13 protein-coding genes are annotated in these 18,463 nt (G+C 62.3%); 8 read left to right on the forward strand and 5 right to left on the reverse strand.

What is annotated here, in order from left to right; genetic code table 11:
* Window positions 1–12 precede the first annotated feature (12 nt).
* Together V1293_RS15895 and chrA are read left to right on the forward strand one after the other, a co-directional pair.
* The gene (locus V1293_RS15895) at window positions 13–1,194 is read left to right on the forward strand and encodes an MFS transporter (protein WP_334510848.1); all 1,182 of its coding nucleotides are present in this window, start codon (window positions 13–15) and stop codon (window positions 1,192–1,194) included.
* 156 nt (window positions 1,195–1,350) lie between these two features.
* Window positions 1,351–2,547, forward strand: coding sequence for a chromate efflux transporter (chrA, locus tag V1293_RS15900; RefSeq protein ID WP_334510849.1), 1,197 nt, complete (start codon window positions 1,351–1,353; stop codon window positions 2,545–2,547).
* Between the two features lie 18 nt (window positions 2,548–2,565).
* Here the strand turns inward: chrA and V1293_RS15905 are convergent, their stop codons facing one another.
* Window positions 2,566–3,288, reverse strand: a complete 723-nt coding sequence (locus V1293_RS15905) for a nitroreductase (RefSeq protein WP_334510850.1) — start codon at window positions 3,286–3,288, stop codon at window positions 2,566–2,568.
* Window positions 3,289–3,385: 97 nt separating this feature from the next.
* Here V1293_RS15905 and V1293_RS15910 point away from each other — a divergent pair, with 97 nt between their 5' ends.
* The 4 genes from V1293_RS15910 to V1293_RS15925 all read left to right on the forward strand — a co-directional run bounded on the left by V1293_RS15910 (window position 3,386) and on the right by V1293_RS15925 (window position 9,182).
* Window positions 3,386–4,276 (forward strand): LysR family transcriptional regulator, encoded by an 891-nt coding sequence (locus V1293_RS15910; protein WP_334510851.1) that lies wholly within the window; start codon window positions 3,386–3,388, stop codon window positions 4,274–4,276.
* Between the two features lie 234 nt (window positions 4,277–4,510).
* Window positions 4,511–6,310, forward strand: coding sequence for an FAD-dependent oxidoreductase (locus V1293_RS15915; protein WP_334510852.1), 1,800 nt, complete (start codon window positions 4,511–4,513; stop codon window positions 6,308–6,310).
* On the forward strand, window positions 6,280–8,130 hold the full coding sequence (locus V1293_RS15920; RefSeq protein ID WP_334510853.1) for a 2-oxoacid:acceptor oxidoreductase subunit alpha: 1,851 nt from the start codon (window positions 6,280–6,282) through the stop codon (window positions 8,128–8,130). The genes V1293_RS15915 and V1293_RS15920 overlap by 31 nt, the downstream gene beginning before the upstream one ends.
* Window positions 8,127–9,182, forward strand: a complete 1,056-nt coding sequence (locus V1293_RS15925) for a 2-oxoacid:ferredoxin oxidoreductase subunit beta (RefSeq protein WP_334510854.1) — start codon at window positions 8,127–8,129, stop codon at window positions 9,180–9,182. Before V1293_RS15920 ends, V1293_RS15925 begins: the two co-directional genes overlap by 4 nt.
* Window positions 9,183–9,400: 218 nt before the next feature.
* On the opposite strand, the gene V1293_RS15930 is transcribed toward V1293_RS15925, so the two are convergent.
* Genes V1293_RS15930 through V1293_RS15940 form a run of 3 tightly spaced genes read right to left on the reverse strand, consistent with a single transcriptional unit; the run spans window position 9,401 to window position 14,178 of the window.
* A complete protein-coding gene (locus tag V1293_RS15930) occupies window positions 9,401–10,945 on the reverse strand; it encodes a SpoVR family protein (RefSeq protein WP_334510855.1) in 1,545 nt (514 codons plus the stop codon).
* Window positions 10,942–12,222: a YeaH/YhbH family protein gene (locus tag V1293_RS15935; RefSeq protein ID WP_334510856.1), complete on the reverse strand. Its 1,281-nt coding sequence runs from the start codon at window positions 12,220–12,222 to the stop codon at window positions 10,942–10,944. The genes V1293_RS15930 and V1293_RS15935 overlap by 4 nt, the downstream gene beginning before the upstream one ends.
* A gap of 12 nt (window positions 12,223–12,234) precedes the next feature.
* Complete coding sequence (locus V1293_RS15940; protein WP_334510857.1) at window positions 12,235–14,178, reverse strand: PrkA family serine protein kinase; 1,944 nt, start codon at window positions 14,176–14,178, stop codon at window positions 12,235–12,237.
* A 653-nt stretch (window positions 14,179–14,831) separates the two neighbouring features.
* Here V1293_RS15940 and V1293_RS15945 point away from each other — a divergent pair.
* A complete protein-coding gene (locus V1293_RS15945; RefSeq protein ID WP_442894247.1) occupies window positions 14,832–15,035 on the forward strand; it encodes a hypothetical protein in 204 nt (67 codons plus the stop codon).
* A 6-nt stretch (window positions 15,036–15,041) separates the two neighbouring features.
* Here the strand turns inward: V1293_RS15945 and V1293_RS15950 are convergent, their stop codons facing one another.
* Window positions 15,042–15,356 (reverse strand): hypothetical protein, encoded by a 315-nt coding sequence (locus V1293_RS15950; RefSeq protein WP_334510858.1) that lies wholly within the window; start codon window positions 15,354–15,356, stop codon window positions 15,042–15,044.
* Window positions 15,357–15,604: 248 nt separating this feature from the next.
* Here V1293_RS15950 and V1293_RS15955 point away from each other — a divergent pair, with 248 nt between their 5' ends.
* Window positions 15,605–18,451 (forward strand): bifunctional transaldolase/phosoglucose isomerase, encoded by a 2,847-nt coding sequence (locus V1293_RS15955; protein WP_334510859.1) that lies wholly within the window; start codon window positions 15,605–15,607, stop codon window positions 18,449–18,451.
* The last annotated feature ends 12 nt before the right edge of the window (window positions 18,452–18,463 follow it).

The following is an 18,463-nucleotide window of genomic DNA, read 5'->3' on the forward strand; positions in this document are numbered from 1 at the left end:
GAAAGACCGTTCGTGGCCGGATGGCGTCTCACCATAGGCTCATCGCCTGCCTTCACCTTCGTGCTCACGATGGGAGTAGTGAACCTGTTCGGCGACATGACTTATGAGGGCGGAGCAGCCATGAACGGCCAGTTCATGGCAACACTCGGAGCCGGCGCAGCGATCGTCAGCATCACGGCCGGGGTCGGCGAATTCCTCGGCTACGCGCTGCGCTCCGTCTCCGGATACATCGCCGACAGAACCGGCAGATACTGGCTCATTACCTTTATCGGATACGGCATCAATCTGTTTGCGGTTCCTGCCATGGCCCTGGCTGGAAACTGGCAGATCGCCGCGTTGCTGATCCTTGCCGAGCGGATTGGGCGCGCCTTGCGCAAGCCGACGGTCGAAGCCATGCTTTCCTACACAACCGGCAAGCACGGACGAGGCTGGGTATACGGCGTCAACACCGCGCTCGACGAGACCGGCGCGACTCTCGGCCCCCTCGTCATCGCACTCGTTCTCTTCCTGAATGGTGATTACCGAACCGGATACGCGCTGCTGCTGATTTCCTGCGTGCTGGCGGCCGCCGCGCTCATTGTCGCCCGTATCAACTTTCCAGTCCCGGCACGGCTCGAAGAGGGTGAGACTGCGCCGGCGAGCGAATTCGATCGATCGTATTGGCTGTATATGACGGGCGCGGCTTGCTTCGCAGCGGGGCTGATGAGCTACGAGCTCATCGCCTATCACCTGGTGACGGCCAGGATCGTCAGTGAGAACTGGACACCGGTATTCCTGGCTTTCTCGACGGGATGCGGCGTGATTGCCAGCCTCGTGCTCGGCAAGTTGTATGATCGCGCCCGGCTCCCGACATTGCTTGTCGCCGTCGCTCTGTCCGCGCTTTTTACACCCTTCGCATTCCTCGGCGGTTTCACTGCAGTTCTCATCGGCATGGTATTTTGGGGTATCGGCTACGCCACGCAGGACACCCTGTTGAAGGCGGTGGTCGCCAACGTCTTGCCGGAGGGCAAGCGCAATCTGGCTTTCGGTCTGTTTTACGCAGGATATGGCGTCGGCTGGTTGACCGGCAGCATCGTTGCGGGCTTGCTCTACGAGCAATCGCGTGGCGCGCTGATCGCGTTTGCGGTCATCGCCCAGCTCGCCTCGCTACCGCTGTTCGTGATTGCCAAACGACAGGAGCCGCGGTCACGCTAAGCCTGTGGATCAGGTGATCACCAAGCCGCTGACGACGAAGGTAGCCGGCGAAGCTTCAAAAAATGTTTTGGACACGGAACCGAGGCCGCTCGGGCCGAAATGCTTGGCGACATTGCCGGTTCCCGATATCTTCAGCCGACAAATGGAGTTGAATGCATGGCGGAAAAGTCCGCAGGCACCGTCGCAGAGGTTTTCGCCGCCTTCCTTAGGCTAGGCCTCACGTCGTTCGGCGGGCCGATCGCGCATCTCGGTTACTTCAGGACCGAATTCGTCGAACGGCGAAAATGGCTGAGCGAAAGCAGCTACGCCGATATCGTCGCGCTCTGCCAGTTCTTGCCGGGACCTGCTTCCAGCCAGGTCGGCTTCACCCTCGGCATCCTGCGCGGCAACGGACTGCTCGGCGGATTGGCGGCGTGGTTCGCGTTCACCATACCGTCGGCCCTCGTTCTCTTCGCCTTCGCGCTCGGCGCGACAGTCTTCACGGGCCCGCTCGCCGAAGGCGTTCTTCACGGCCTGAAATTGGTCGCGGTTGCGGTGGTTGCGCAGGCGATCTGGGGCATGGCAAACAGCCTGACGCCGGATCGAGCGCGGGCTGCGATCGCGCTTGCGGCTGTTGCGATCGTGGTTTTCATCGGCGGATCGTTTGGCCAGATCGGCGCCATCGCCCTTGGGGCCATAGCAGGGCTCTGGCTGTGCCGTGGAAATGGATCCGCGCCGGCGGGCCATCTCGGCTTTTCGGTATCGCGTCGACACGGCGCGATCGCGCTCGTGCTGTTCGCACTGCTGTTCCTGGTCACGCCGCTGGTGGCGGCAAGAACCGGCTCTCAAGGGCTCGCCCTGTTCGACGCGTTTTATCGTTCCGGCTCGCTGGTGTTCGGCGGCGGCCATGTCGTGCTGCCGCTGCTGCAGGCGGAAGTCGTGACGCCGGGCTGGGTCAGCAACGCGGACTTCCTTGCCGGCTACGGCATGGCGCAAGCGGTGCCCGGACCGCTGTTCACCTTCGCGGCCTATCTCGGCGCCATCGGACCCGCTCCCAATGGTCTGGCCGGCGCGACGATTGCGCTCGTCGCTTTGTCTCTGCCCGGACTACTCCTGGTCTACGGCATGCTGCCGTTCTGGGATGCGCTACGCCTGCGCCCCACCGCGCAGGCCGCGATGCGCGGCACCAATGCCGCCGTCGTCGGCATCCTTGGGGCGGCGCTCTACAATCCGGTATGGACCAGCGCCGTGCTCACCCCGCGCGACTTCGCCGTGGCGCTCGCGGGCTTCCTGCTGTTGACAGTTTGGAAACTGCCGCCATGGATCGTCGTGGTCCTGCTGGGGATGACCGGCGCCATTCTACAGGTGATCTGAACAAGTCATCCTGCCACGTTACAGCGGCTGGACCGCAAGTACCGGCTCCGCCGCGCGCGCGTCCTCGGTAAAACCTCGCATATCCGCGATCTCCTCGAACGAAGCACGCCCGGTGACGAGGCTGTTGATCGGCTGCGAGAGGTCGGCATAGCCAAGCGAAATGCCGCAGAACACGATGTATTCCCCGGGCAGCGCGAGATGCGCGCGTACCGTCTTGTGCATCGCTGCCCACGCCGCTTGCGGACAGGCCGAAAGGCCGCGCTCATGGGCGAGCAGCAGGATCGACTGCAGGAACATGCCGACATCGGCCCATTGTCCCTGCTCCATGGCGCGGTCGATCGACAGGATCATGCCGACCGGCGCGCCGTAGAAATCGAAATTCCGCGCAAACTGCATCAACCGCGCCATCTTGTTCTCGCGGGGGATGCCGATGGTCCCATAGAGATCCTCGGCGCATTTGATGCGGCGACGATTGTAAGGGTCCTTCAGATTGGCCGCATAGATCTTATACTCCGAGCCCTCGGCGGCGGGATTGGCCGCGAGGCTCTGCCGCACCGCGTCGCGCAGCCGGTCGAGGTCGGGGCCTGCCATCGCACTTAGCCGCCATGGCTGCATGTTGCTGCTCGATGGCGTGCGGCGCGCGACCTCGATGATGTCGCGGACCAGGTCGGCGGAAACCGGTCGGCTCAGATAGGCGCGCGCCGAGCGGCGCTCGGAAATGGCCTGCGTGACGGTGGTCATGCGTGCAGCCTCGTGAAAATGGTCGGCCGCACAGGTTTATTATAGCCATCTTCGGATTAATATGGCACGATCTTGATATCATAAATCCGATATAAGCATGAATAAGGCCAGCTTTTCCGAAGCGGAGGCTTTTCTCGCGGTGGTCGACCGCGGCGGCTTCGGCGCGGCCGCGCGCGAACTGGGTATCACCCAATCCACCGTCAGCCGGCGCGTCGCCGCGCTGGAGACGCGGATCGGCAAGCGCCTCATCGAGCGCACCACCCGCCGCGTCGCCCTGACAGAAGCAGGCCTCGCCTTTGCAAATGACTTGCGCGACGTGCTGGCCCGGCTCGCGGATGCCGAGGGCCGCGTGCAATCCGAAGGATCGGAGCCCGAAGGATTGTTGCGCGTGACCATGCCGACGGCCTATGGCCGCACCTCGGTCCTTCCACGCCTCGCCGCCCTTTCCGGACGGTATCCGCGGTTGCGCTTCGAGCTCGATCTGTCGGATCGTTATGTCGATATTCTCGCGGAAGGATACGACCTCGCGATTCGCATTGCCGAACCGACGCAGTCGGGCCTGGTGTCCGAACGCATCGATCGCTTTACGCTGCACGTCTGCGCCTCACCCGACTATGTGGCGAAGCATGCGCCGGTCGAACGGCCGCAGGATCTCGCCGCTCATGCCTGCATCGTGCAGCGGACCTACGCGCCGCGAAGCAAGTGGCGCTTCGAATGGTCGGGCGACCTGATCGAGATCGAGATCGCGCCGCGCATCGTCGTCAGCGACATGATGGCGGTGCAGTCGTTGGTGCTGGAAGGAACCGGTGTTGCCATCCTGCCGTCGTTTCTCGCACGCGACGATCTCGAGTCTGGCAAGCTCGTCGAGGTGCTCGGCGAAGCGGGCCTTCCCGCGATCAACGTCTTCGCCACCTTTCCGCATCATCGCGCCAGCCTTTCCAAGATCAGGGTTCTGATCGAGGAACTGCGGCGCGGATTGATCAGGTAGCGCGCATCGTAGCCGCACTGCACATGCTGCACTGCCGCATCGTGGATGCGACGCCAGGTCCAGGCTCCCATGCACTGAAAGCTGGTGATCTCGCAAAATTGGCTTGTGTGCCGCGTCTGGAATGGCTCTAATAAGATAAGCCTATGATCCAATTCAAAAACCACAAGAACGCTCGTTAAGCGTTCGCAGGCAAAATAAGGCCGCGTTCTCGTTGCTGGCGCGGACAAGGTAGGAATGAAACCGACTGATATCTCGGCGCCCGACTACTTTCACAAAGTGGTCGATTGCCAATGGGCCTGCCCCGCACACACGCCGGTTCCCGAGTACATCCGACTGATTGCCGAGGGGCGTTATAGCGACGCCTACATGATCAACTGGAAATCGAATGTGTTTCCCGGAATTCTGGGACGCACCTGCGATCGTCCATGCGAACCGGCCTGCCGCCGCGGCCGCGTCGAGGAAACCCCGGTCGCGATCTGCCGCCTGAAGCGCGTTGCCGCCGACTTCAAGGACGACGTCAAGCACCGCATGCCGAAGCCGCTGGCGAAAAACGGCAAGCGCATCGCGCTGGTCGGCGGCGGTCCTGCTTCGCTGACGGTGGCGCGCGACCTCGCGCCGCTCGGCTATCACTGCACCGTGTTCGATGCCGATCCCAAGGCGGGCGGCATGATGCGGAGCCAGATTCCAAAGTTCCGCCTGCCTGACACCGTCATCGATGAGGAGACTGACTACATCCTCAATCTCGGCGTCGAGTTCAAGGGCGGCCATCGCGTCGACAGCCTGAAGAAGCTGCTCAACGAAAATTACGACGCGATCTTCATCGGCTCCGGCGCCCCGCGCGGCCGCGAGCTCGGTATCCCCGGCCGCAAGGAAGCCGCCGCCAATATTCATATCGGCATCGAATGGCTGGCGTCGGTCTCGTTCGGCCATGTCGAGAAGATCGGCAGGCGCGTCATCGTGCTGGGCGGCGGCAACACCGCGATGGATTGCTGCCGCACCGCGCGCCGGCTCGGCGGCGAAGACGTCAAGGTGATCGTGCGCTCCGGCTTCGAGGAAATGAAGGCGAGCCCCTGGGAAAAGGAAGACGCCCTTCACGAGGACATCCCGATCCTCAACTACATGGTGCCGGTGGCATTCAAGCATGTCAGCGGCAAGCTGATCGGCGTCACCTTCCAGAAGGTGAAGGCCGAATACGACGCCAACGGCCGCCGCAACCTGGTGCCCTCGGGCGAACCCGATCAGACCATTCCCTGCGACGACGTGCTGGTCGCGGTCGGCCAGGAGAATGCCTTCCCCTGGATCGAGCGCGACTGCGGCATCGAGTTCGACAAGTGGAACATGCCGCAGGTCGATCCCGGGACCTTCGTCTCGACCAATCCAAAAGTGTTTTTCGGCGGCGACGCGGCGTTCGGCCCGAAGAACATCATCTGGGCGGTCGCGCACGGCCATGACGCTGCGCTGTCGATCCACAAGATGATCTCGGGCGAAGACATCACCGAGCGCCCGCTTCCCGAAGTGGATGTTTCGTCGCAGAAGATGGGCATTCACGAGTGGAGCTACGACAACGATATCTCCGGCGACAAGCGCTACAAGGTGCCGCATCGCGACAAGGTGATCGCACTGAAGGACATCAAGACCGAGGTCGAGCTCGGCTACAACGTCAAGCTGGCGCTCGGCGAGGCGCAGCGCTGCCTGAACTGCGACGTGCAAACCATATTCTCGGCGCCGGCCTGCATCGAATGCGACGCCTGCGTCGACATCTGCCCGATGGACTGCATCACGTTCACGGAGAATGGCGAGGAAGAGGATTTGCGGCAGCGGCTGAAGGCGCCCTCGCCGCATCACGACCAGGCCCTCTATGTCGCCGAAGGGCTCAAGACCGGCCGCGTCATGGTGAAGGACGAGGACGTCTGCCTGCATTGCGGCCTGTGCGCCGAGCGCTGCCCCACCGGCGCCTGGGACATGCAAAAGTACCTCATCGATATGACTCACGCGGGATCAACATGTCAGTCCAAAGCCCGATCAGCAGCGTAAACGACTTCGTCGTCCGCTTCGCCAACGTCAACGGCTCGGGTTCGGCCAGCGCCAACGAGCTGTTCGCGCGCTCGATCCTGCGCCACGGCGTGCCGGTTTCTCCGCGCAACATCTTCCCCTCCAACATCCAGGGCCTTCCAACCTGGTACGAAGTGCGGGTAACGGAAGACGGCCATCTCGGCGCCCGCGGCGGCGTCGACATGATGGTGGCGATGAACCCGCAGACCTGGGACAAGGATGTCGCCTCGATCGAGCCCGGCGGCTACCTGTTCTACGACTCGACCAAGCCGATGCCGACGTCGAAATTCCGCGCCGACATCAACGTGATCGGCGTGCCGCTGACCGCGATCACCAACTCGACCTATACCGATCCACGCCAGCGCCAGCTGTTCAAGAACATCATCTATCTCGGCGCGCTCTGCGCCCTGCTCGACATGGATCCGAAGCTGGTCGAGCAGTTGATCGGCGAACAGTACAAGGGCAAGGAAAAGCTCTTGTCATCCAACGTCCACGCGCTGCATCTCGGCCGCGACTGGGCGCTGCAGAATTTGAAATGCCCGATCGGGCTGCAGGTGAAGAAATCCGACAAGGTCGGCGACCGCATTTTCATCGAAGGCAACAGTGCGGCCGCGCTCGGCGCCGTCTATGGTGGCGCCACCGTCTGCGCCTGGTATCCGATCACGCCGTCGTCGTCGGTGGCGGAGGCCTTCACCAGCCACTGCAAGAAGCTGCGGCACGACCCTGAAACCGGCAAGGCCAAATACGCGATCGTGCAAGGCGAAGATGAGCTCGCATCCATCGGCATCGTGATCGGCGCCTCCTGGAATGGCGCGCGGGCCTTCACCGCAACCTCCGGTCCCGGCATCTCCTTGATGACCGAATTCATCGGCCTGTCCTATTTCGCGGAAATTCCGGCCGTGATCATGAACATCCAGCGCGCCGGCCCCTCGACCGGCATGCCGACGCGCACCCAGCAATGCGATATCATCGCCTGCGCCTATGCTTCGCACGGCGATACCAAGCACGTCCTGCTGTTCCCGGAAGACCCGGCCGAAGCGTTCGAGTTCGCGGCGCAATCATTCGACCTCGCCGATCGGCTGCAGACCATGATCTTCCTGATGCTCGACCTCGACATCGGCATGAACCACCGGCTGTGCCGCCCGCTGAAATGGGATGACGCCAGGCAATATGACCGCGGCAAGGTGATGACCGCGGAAATGCTCGACGAGCCCGGCCGCGACTTCGGCCGCTATCTCGACGTCGACGGCGACGGCATTCCCTACCGCACCTATCCGGGCACGCATCCGACCAAGGGCTCGTTCTTCACCCGCGGCACCTCGCGCGACCGCTACGCGCGCTATTCGGAAGAAGGCGCTGTCTATGCCGACAACATGCAGCGGCTGGTGCGCAAGTTCGAGACGGCGCAGGACATGGTGCCGCGGCCGTTGCAGGCCAACGCGGCCAAGCCGACCAAATACGGCGTGATCTATTTCGGCTCGACCGCGCCGGCCATGGACGAGGCGATCGGGCTTCTGGAATCCCGCGGGCATCAGCTCGACCGCATGCGGATCCGCGCCTTCCCGTTCCACTCCAGCGTGGCGAGCTTCATTGCCGACCATGATTTCGTATACGTGGTCGAGCAGAACCGCGACGCCCAGTTGCGCCAGTTGATCGTCAACGAGAACGGCATCGATCCGGTCCGGCTGGTGCCGATCCTGCACTATGACGGCACGCCGATCACCGCCCGCTTCATCGCCAACGCCATTGGCGACCACCAGGACCATCTCAAGGTGACCCCTCTCCGCAAGGCCGTGTCATGACCTACATTGCAAAGCCCAAATTCCATCATCCCGGCCTGCCCAAGAACGAGCTCGGCTATACCCACCGGGATTACGAAGGGAAAATTTCGACGCTGTGCGCCGGCTGCGGCCACGACTCGATCACCGCTTCGATCATCGAAGCCTGTTACGAGCTCTCGATCGAGCCGCATCGCGTCGCCAAGATTTCCGGCATCGGCTGCTCGTCGAAGACGCCGGATTACTTCCTCGGCAATTCGCATGGCTTCAACTCGGTGCACGGCCGCATGCCGTCGGTCCTGACCGGCGCCAACCTCGCCAACCGCGACCTGATTTATCTCGGTGTCTCCGGCGACGGCGACAGTGCTTCCATCGGCTTCGGCCAGTTCGCGCATTCGATCCGGCGCGCCGTCAACATGACCTACATCGTCGAGAACAACGGCGTCTACGGCCTGACCAAGGGGCAATTCTCCGCCACCGCCGACCGCGGCTCGAAGTCCAAGAAGGGCGTGATGAACACCGACAACGCCATCGACCTGGTGGCGATCGCCCTGCAGTTAGGGGCGAGCTTCGTGGCGCGCAGCTTCTCCGGCGACAAGAGCCAGCTCGTGCCGCTGATCGCCGCCGCGATCCGGCACAAGGGCGCATCCTTCATCGACGTCATCAGCCCCTGCATCGCCTTCAACAACCACGCCGGCTCGACCAAGAGTTTCGATTACGTCCGTGAACATAACGACGCGGTGAACAGGCTGGACGTGCTGACCGGCCGCGACCCGATCACGGTCGACTATGCGCCGGGCACGGTGCAGATGGTCGAGCAGCATGACGGTACGCGGCTGGCGCTGCGCAAGATCGACGCCGACTATGACGCCAACGACCGGCTGGCGGCCATGACCTTCCTGCAGAAGCACGCCGCCAAGGGCCAGGTGGTCACCGGGCTGCTTTACGTCGATCCGGATTCGGAAGACCTGCACACCCATCTCGACACCGTCGAGACGCCGCTCAATACGCTGGAAGCCAGGGATCTGTGCCCCGGCACGGCGGCGCTGGAAAAGATCAACGCCAGCCTGCGGTAGGTAGGTGTGGATCAAGGCCTCTAGTGCCAACTCACCGTCATGCCCGGCCTTGTGCCGGGCATGACGTTCTTGGTGCCACAGCAGGGAAAGACGTGGATGGCCGGGACAAGCCCGGCCATGACGAGTACGGAACGCGTCTCGAAGGATGAAGGGTAGAAGGGCCGCATCGTTCGAGACGCCGCTGACGCGGCTCGTCACCAAGTGGTAAGGTCAACCCGCTACGCTGCCGCGGCGATGTTCCGCGGGTTCGCGACATACTCCTTCAAGACCGTGCCCGACGCGTCGGCCTCGACGAGCGACACGTCGTAGCTCCAGAGGTCGGCAAGGTGCTGCAGCACCCGCTTGGTGTCGGCCTCATCGAGCTGGGCGCCCTTTACCACGGTATGGTGCAACATCAGGCGGCGGTCGCCGGCAAGGTCGACGTCAACGACTTCGATGTTGGCATCGATGAAGCCGACATCGTATTGCCGCGCCAGTTCGCGCCGCAGCCGGCGATAGCCACGCTCGTCGTGGATCGCGTCGACCAGGATACCGGACCGGTCCTCCGGATCGTCATGCAGATGGAACATGCGGAAGTGCCGCATCAGCCGCGGGCTCATGAACTGGCTGATGAAGCTCTCATCGCGATAGTTGGCCCAGATGTCGCGTAGCACGCCCATTGCGTCGCCCTTCCCGGCGATATCCGGGAACCACTCGCGATCCTCGGCCTCGGGATTGGTGACGATGCGCTCGATGTCCTGCATCATCGCAAATCCCAGCGCATAAGGGTTGAAGCCGGAATAGCGCGGGTCATCGAATTCGGGCTGGAACACGACGTTGGTGTGCGACTGCAGGAATTCGAGGAAATTGCCGTCCGTCAGCCGGCCCTGCTGGTGCAGCCGGCTCATGATGCAATAGTGAACGTAGGTCGCCGTGCCCTCGTTCATCACCTTGGTCTGGCTCTGCGGATAGAAGTACTGGGCGATGTGCCGCACGATCCGCAGCAATTCGCGTTGCCAGGGACGCAGGCGCGGCGCCGTCTTCTCGAGAAAATACAGCAGGTTTTCCTGCGGCAGGCCGAGCATCTGGCGGCGGCGCTCGACGTCCAGTATCGCGCCGCTCTTCACTTTGCCGCCCGGAACGGTGCGCCACAAATCGTTGAACGCGCTCTCCTCGTGGGCACGGCGCCTGCCCGCCCGCTTTTCCTCGGCGCGAAGATCGAGACTCTTCTTGCCGGGATAGCGGTCGATGCCGTGCGACATCAGGGCGTGCGCGGCATCCAGCGTGTGCTCGACCGCCAGCCGGCCGTGGCGTTCCTCGCAATGCGCCACATAGCGTTTGGCGAATTCGAGATAATCGAGAATGCCGTCGGCGTCGGTCCATTGCTTGAACAGGTAGTTGTTCTTGAAGAAATGGTTATGGCCGAAGGCGGCATGCGCGATCACGAGCGTCTGCATCGTCGCGCTGTTTTCCTCCATCAGATAGGAAATGCACGGCGACGAGTTGATGACGATCTCGTAGGCCAGCCCCATCAGCCCCTTGCGGTAGGATGCCTCCTGAAAGGCAAAGTGCTTGCCGAATGACCAATGCTTGTAGAACAGCGGCATGCCGACCGACGAATATGCGTCCAGCATCTGCTCGGCGGTAATGACCTCGATCTGGTTGGGGTAGACGTCGAGCTTCAATTCGTCCCGCGCAATCTGCTCGCAGGCGTCGCAGATCCGCTGCAGCGTCCGGAAGTCCCAGTCGGCGCCCTCAAACAGCAATTGATCGGTCGCAGTCATGACGCGCTCCTTTCCGGCTGGCTGCGGCGCTTGAAGAGATCGTGAAACACCGGAAAAATCTCGCTGCGTTCGTTGACCTTGCGCATCGATAGCGGCGCGCCACTCGCGCGCAGACCCTCGTAGAGAGTCCAGAGCGACGAGTTGGGCATTTCGTAAGACAAACCGTTTTCCTGGCCGACTTCCAGATAGGCAAAAAACTGGCTGACCGGCAGGATCTTGTCGGTCAGGAGCCGGCCCGCGACCTCGCCGTCCGCGAACGAATTGTCGCCGTCGGAAGCCTGCGCGGCATAGATGTTCCAGTCCGCCGGCTTGAACCGCGACCGCACGATGTCGTGCATCGCCTGCAACGCGCTCGACACCAGCGTGCCGCCGGAGGCCGGTCCGTAAAAGAACGTCTGCTCGTCGACCTCCTCGGCCCGGTCGGTATGCCGGATGAAGACGATCTCGACGTGGCGATAGCGCCGCTTCAGGAATACGTAGAGCAGCATATAGAAGCGCTTGGCGAGATCCTTCATGTGCTCGGTCATCGAACCGGAGACGTCCATCAGGCAGAACATGACGGCTTGCGCCACGGGCTTCGGTACCGTTTCGAACCGCCGGTAGCGGATGTCGATCGGATCGATGAACGGGATCCGGCGCATCTTTGTCTTCAGAGCTTCGATCTCGGCCATGAGCTCGGCGCGGCGCGCTTCGTCGCGGCAACCCGCCAACTCCGCCTCGAGGGCCGCCAGAACTTCCGGCCTCGGCCGCCGCAGGGCGACGCGCCGCGTCAGGGCGCGACTTACCGTTCGGCTGACGGAAATGTTGGCGGGCGAGCCGGATGTTGTGTAACCCGCCCGGCGAATGCCCTCGGTTTCGACCTCTGCCAATTTTCGTTTGGCGAGGTCGGGCAATTCCAGGTCATCCAGGAACAGGTCGACAAACTCATCGCGGCTGAGAACGAAGCGGAACGTATCTTCGCTGTCGCCCTCGCCCGCACCCCTCCCCTTGCCACCGCTCTGGTTCGGCCGCGGGAGGTAATCGCCTTCGACGAATTTCTTGTTTCCCGGCAGCACCATGTCGCGCGTGCCACCTTCGCGGCGAAAGCGCGGCTCGTCCATGCCATCGATCGGGACGCTGACCTCGCCGCCTTCCAGGACATCCTTGATGTCCCGGTCCTGCGACGATTTCTTCACCGCCCCCTGAACCAGCGCCTTGGCGCGACGCAAAAAGCGCTGGCGATTCTCGAGGCTCTTGCTACCCGGATTCAGGCGCCGGTCGACAATGTGAATGGCCACGTTTCATCCGCCTCAGCCTGCCTGTTTTACCCGCATGTACCACTCGACCAACCGGCGGACTTGCCGCTCGGTGTAGCCGCGTTCGACCATGCGCGCGACGAAGTCGTCATGCTTCTTCTCGGTCTCGCCATCCTTCTTCGAGCCGAAGGAAATCACGGGCAGCAGATCCTCGACCTGGGAGAATATCCGCTTCTCGATCACTTCCCGAATCTTTTCGTAGCTGGTCCATGACGGGTTCTTGCCGCTGTTCTGGGCCCGCGACCGCAGCGAGAACTTGACGACCTCGTTGCGGAAATCCTTCGGGTTGGCGATGCCGGCCGGCTTCTCGATCTTGGTCAGCTCCTGATTGAGCAGTTCGCGATCGAGCAGTTGTCCGGTGTCGGGATCCTTGAAATCCTGATCCTCGATCCAGGCATCGGCATAGTCGACATAGCGGTCGAACAGGTTCTGGCCATAGTCCGAATAGGATTCAAGATAGGCCTTCTGGATTTCATGCCCGATGAATTCGGCATAGCGCGGCGCCAGTTCGGCCTTGATGAACTCGAGGTAACGCTTTTCGACTTCGTCAGGAAGCTGCTCGCGCCGGATCGCCTGCTCCAGCGTGTACATCAGATGGACCGCGTCGGCACCGACCTCATTGGTGTCATGATTGTAGGTCGCCGCGAGAACCTTGAACGCGAAGCGCGTCGAAACGCCGTCCATGCCCTCATCGACGCCCGCGGCATCCCTGTATTCCTGAACGCTGCGCGCCTTCGGATCGGATTCCTTCAGGCTTTCACCGTCGTAGATCCGCATCTTGGCGAACACGGTCGAATTCTCGTGCTTGCGCAACCGCGACATCACCGAGAAGCGCGCCATCGTTTCCAGCGTGGCCGGAGCGCACGGCGCGGTCGCCAGTTCGGAGCCCTGGATCAGCTTTTCGTAGATCTTCTGCTCTTCGGCAACCCGCAGGACGTATGGCACCTTGATGACGCAGATGCGGTCGATGAAGGCCTCATTGTTCTTGTTGGCTTTGAAGCTTGTCCATTCGGCCTCGTTGGAGTGGGCGAGAATGACGCCGGCGAACGGGATCGCGCCGATATTCTCGGTCCCGATATAGTTGCCCTCCTGCGTCGCCGTCAGCAGCGGATGCAGCATCTTGATCGGCGCCTTGAACATTTCGACGAATTCGAGAATGCCCTGGTTGGCGCGATTGAGGCCGCCGGAATAGCTGTAAGCGTCGGGATCGTTCTGGGCGAAAGTCTCCAGCTTGCGGATGTCGACCTTGCCGACCAGTGACGAGATGTCCTGGTTGTTTTCGTCGCCGGGCTCGGTCTTTGCAATCGCGATCTGGCGCAGCCGCGACGGCTGGATCTTGGCGACGCGGAATTGCGAGATGTCGCCACCGAAGGACTCGAGACGCTTGTAGCACCACGGGCTCATCAGTCCGGTGAGGCGGCGGCGCGGAATGCCGTACTTTTCCTCGAGCATCGGCCCGAGCGATTCCGGATCGAACAGGCTGAGCGGGCTTTCGAACACCGGGCTGAGCTCGTCGCCGGCCTTCAGCACGTAGATCGGATGCACTTCCATCAATGACTTGAGCCGCTCGGCAAGCGATGACTTTCCGCCGCCGACAGGTCCGAGCAGATAGAGAATCTGCTTGCGCTCTTCGAGACCTTGAGCCGCATGGCGGAAGAAGCCGACGAGGCGCTCGATCGTCTCTTCCATGCCGTAGAAGCCGGCGAAGGCCGGATAGAGCCGCATCGTGCGATTCAAGAAGATACGGCCAAGGCGGGGGTCCTTGGCCGTGTCAATCATCTGAGGCTCGCCGATCGCTGCTAGCAATCGTTCGGTTGCATTGGCATATCGCATCGGATCGCTTCGACACGACTCCAGATATTCCGCCATCGACATGTCGGCCTGGCTTCTAGCTTCGAAGGACCGGGCGAAAGCATTGAACAGAGAATCGTTGTACATGATCCGTCTCTCCATGGTCACCTGTAAATGCCGGACGCACCATTAGGGTTCCAATGTCGGAGCGTCACAGCTTCCGTTCGCGAATCACCATCAGCACATAGGTTGATTGGACACGCGAGCGACTTCACAATGCAATGCAATAGTCGTGCTAACGGCCTCCTCCTCGTAAAGATACGGTCCCATTTCGCTCGCGTTGTAGCCGTGCTGCAACATTTTTTACCGGGTAAGTACTGAGCACGCTGTAAGGGATTTTTTAAGGAATCTGAGCGGTCGCGCGGCTCGAATCTGCGTCCGCCTGGCAAACCGGAAACAGCCAAACGGAGCAATTCGGGGTTCTGAACGGCTCGAACGCGCGATAACGGCCCCCTTTTGTGGCCTTCGGACGGCCGGTCAGCGGCAAATAAGGCCAAGATTAACGCGCGTTCATCGCGGACTGGGTGTTGGACGCACCCGGCGCCAACTGCAACTAAAGTCACATGCCGCGCGTTTAATCCGACTCTGCCATGAAATAGACCGGCATCGTCGCCGCATTTGCCTCCGTCATCGGAGCCTATGCCTGTCACGCCGAGGAAGGCGTCGACGACGCTGAAGCCACCGCCTTCGATGCCCGAAGGTTCGGCGGCCCGCTCAGCCAGAAGACCTATGCCTGCTTCGTGCGTCGTTATGACGCCAGCCATCTGGCGCAGCATCCGAAGCAGATCATGATCCGGGAGCGCAACAAGCCCGACGACGACGCCAGCAATTATTTGGTTGCCGGCGCCGACGGCAAGATCTTCCGCGTTGATCGCTCCGATCTGCACGAATGCTCCGAGTTGGTGACGGATCGCAAGGAGCTTGCGGCACTCCGGCACAAATGAGCCATACTACATAGGTTGGTACGCCCCACTACTTTGGTCTGTGACCCACACCACTTTGGCCGGAAAGATTTTACTTTGGCCGGAAAGATTTTCATGCATCGACGCAATATCCTCCGGGGCGCGATTTCGGCTTTCGGCGCAGCCTTTGCCGCATCCCACGCCGACATGCGGGTTGTGTCCCCCTGCAACCGCCCGCGGCATGTTTTGCGCATGAACCCTCAAATGCGCGCCGATGCCGGCCGCTCCCGCCGTGGTCGAGCTAAGCGCGATCAGGCCACACAAAAGCACGAGACGGATGGGGGGCGAAAAACGACTGATCATGACGGCCTCCTTCACGACTTCGTGCTTGTGCCCGTTGGTGTCACAATTCCGGAAATCGGTTCGACCGATCCGCCGGGATCGAGGAAGGCAAGAGCAGCCATTTCGGGATCGAACCGGTGCCAATGGCGTTATCGTCCCGGACCGCCCCATTCCATCCGGCAGCATGCCCAACCAAATGTTGACTTTCCGGCCCTGCCCCCGAAAGCTGCCGGAAACCCAAAAAAAACCGACCGAACAGAACAGGCACCATGAATCCCGTCAAAGCACTCGAAAACCATGGCCAGGCGATCTGGCTGGACTTCCTCGCCCGCGGCTTCGTCGCCAAGGGCGACCTCAAGGCGCTGATCGACACCGACGGCGTCAAGGGCGTGACGTCGAACCCTTCGATCTTCGAAAAGGCGATCGGCAGTTCGGACGAATATGACGGCGCGATCGGTCATGCCCTGAAGGACGGCGACCGCCCCGTCGCCGACCTGTTCGAGGCGCTCGCCGTCGAGGACATCCAGAACGCCGCCGACGTGCTGCGCCGGGTTTACGACCACTTGAACGGCAGCGACGGTTTCGTCAGCCTCGAGGTCTCGCCCTATCTGGCGATGGATACCAAAGGGACCATTGCGGAAGCCGAACGGCTCTGGAACGACGTCAAGCGGCAGAACCTGATGGTGAAGGTGCCGGCCACGCCGGAAGGCTTGCCCGCGATCGAACATCTGATCGGCGAAGGCATCAGCATCAACATCACGCTGTTGTTCTCGCAGGACGTGTATCGCGAGGTGGCGGAAGCCTACATCGCCGGCCTCGAAAAATACGTCGCCAAGGGCGGCAATCCCGCGCCCGTCGCCAGCGTCGCCTCCTTCTTCGTCAGCCGCATCGATACCGCCGTCGACAAGCAGCTCGACGACAGGATCGCGAGGGCCAATGATCCCGGCGAGAAGGAGCGGCTGAGCGCGCTGAGGGGCAAGATCGCCGTCGCCAACGCCAAGCTTGCCTATCAGGACTACAAGCGGCTGTTCTCTGGCCCCCGCTGGGAGAAGCTCGCGGCCAAGGGCGCAAAGCCGCAGCGTTTGCTGTGGGCGTCCACCGGCACCAAGAACAAGGACTACAGCGACGTGCTGTATGTCGAGGAATTGATCGGCCCCAACACCGTCAACACCGTGCCGCCGGCAACGCTCGACGCATTCCGCGACCATGGCCAAGTCAGGGACAGCCTCGAGGAGAATGTCGAGGACGCAAGGCGCGTGCTGGAAGAGCTGGAAAAGTCCGGCATCTCGCTCGACGCCATCACGGAAGAGCTGGTCAAGGACGGCGTCAAACTTTTTGCGGATGCCGTCGACAAGCTCTATGGCGCGGTCGCTCAGAAGCGCGCGGCTTCGCTCAGTGGCGGCATCGACCGCCAGCAGCTCGCGCTCGGCGACGGCATCAGGAAGGCCGTGGCTGACAGCACCGAGGATTGGCGCGCATCGGCGACAATCCGCCGCTTGTGGCAGAAGGACAAATCGGTCTGGACCGATGACGACGAGAACAAATGGCTGGGCTGGCTGAACAGCCCTGCGGCCGCCGACGTCGCCGATTACGAGGATTTTGCCCGCCGCGTGAAGGGACAGAATTTCAGCGATGCCGTGGTGCTCGGCATGGGCGGATCGAGCCTGGGGCCGGAAGTGCTGGCGGAAACGTTCGCCAAAAAATCCGGCTTCCCGAAGCTGCATGTGCTTGATTCCACCGATCCCGCGCAGGTGCGCGCGATGGAGGATACGGTCGATCTCGCCCGCACGCTGTTCATTGTCTCCAGCAAATCGGGCGGCACCACCGAACCGAACGTGATGAAGGATTACTTCTTCGATCGTGTCTCCAAAACCATCGGCAAGGACAAGGCCGGGCACCGCTTCATCGCCGTCACCGATCCCGGCTCGTCGCTGGAGAAGGTCGCGATCAAGCAGGGCTTTGCCCGCATCTTCCATGGCGATCCCGCAATCGGCGGACGCTATTCGGTGCTGTCGCCGTTCGGGCTGGTGCCGGCTGCGGCTGGCGGCATCGACGTTCGCAGCCTGGTCACGCACGCGCTCGCGATGGTGCGCTCCTGCGGCGCCGATGTGCCGCCGCATGAAAACCCCGGCGTGCAGCTCGGGCTGGCGATGGGGCTGGCCGGTCTCGAAGGCCGCGACAAGGTGACGATTACTTCGTCGGAGAAGGTCGCCGATTTCGGCGCCTGGGCCGAACAACTGATCGCCGAATCCACCGGCAAGGACGGCAAAGGCCTGATCCCGATCGACAGCGAGCCGCTCGGCGATCCCGCGCTTTACGGCAACGACCGCTTCTTCATTGACATCCGTACCGAAGGTGAGGACGACGCCTCGCATGATGACCGGCTCAAGGCGCTCGAAGCGGCCGGACATCCCGTGGCCCGCATCGTCATGAAATCGATCGACCACATCGGCCAGGAATTTTTCCGGTTTGAGATGGCGACCGCTGTGGCGGGCGCGATCCTCGGCATCAACCCGTTCAACCAGCCCGATGTGGAAGCAGCCAAGATCAAGACCCGCGAGCTGACTGGCGCGTTCGAGAAGACCGGCGCGCTGCCTGCGGAGAAGCCGGTAGTTTCGACCGACGAGGCCGATCTCTACACCGACGCGCACAACGCCGCTGAGCTGCGCAAGGCCGGCGCCGACGGCACGCTCGGCTCCTGGATCAAGGCGCATCTTTCGCGTTCGGAGAGCGGCGACTATGTCGCCCTGCTCGCCTATATCGCGCGAGAGCCCGGCACGATCGGCTCACTGCAGAAGATGCGGCTGGCGGTGCGCGACACGCATCACGTTGCAACCTGCGCCGAATTCGGCCCGCGCTTCCTGCACTCTACCGGCCAGGCCTACAAGGGCGGCCCCGACAGCGGCGTGTTCCTGCAGATCACGGCTGACGATGCCGAGGATTTGCCGGTGCCCGGGCAGAAGGCGAGTTTCGGCACCATCAAGGCGGCGCAGGCGCGCGGCGATTTCGACGTGCTCACCGAACGTGGGCGGCGCGCGTTGCGCATCCATCTCAAGGGCGACCTCGGATCGGGATTGTCCGCACTCGATGCCGCGATCGCGGAAGCGCTCAGTTAGGAAAGTCAGAAG

This window comes from Bradyrhizobium sp. AZCC 1693 (assembly GCF_036924745.1).
GTDB lineage: Bacteria > Pseudomonadota > Alphaproteobacteria > Rhizobiales > Xanthobacteraceae > Bradyrhizobium.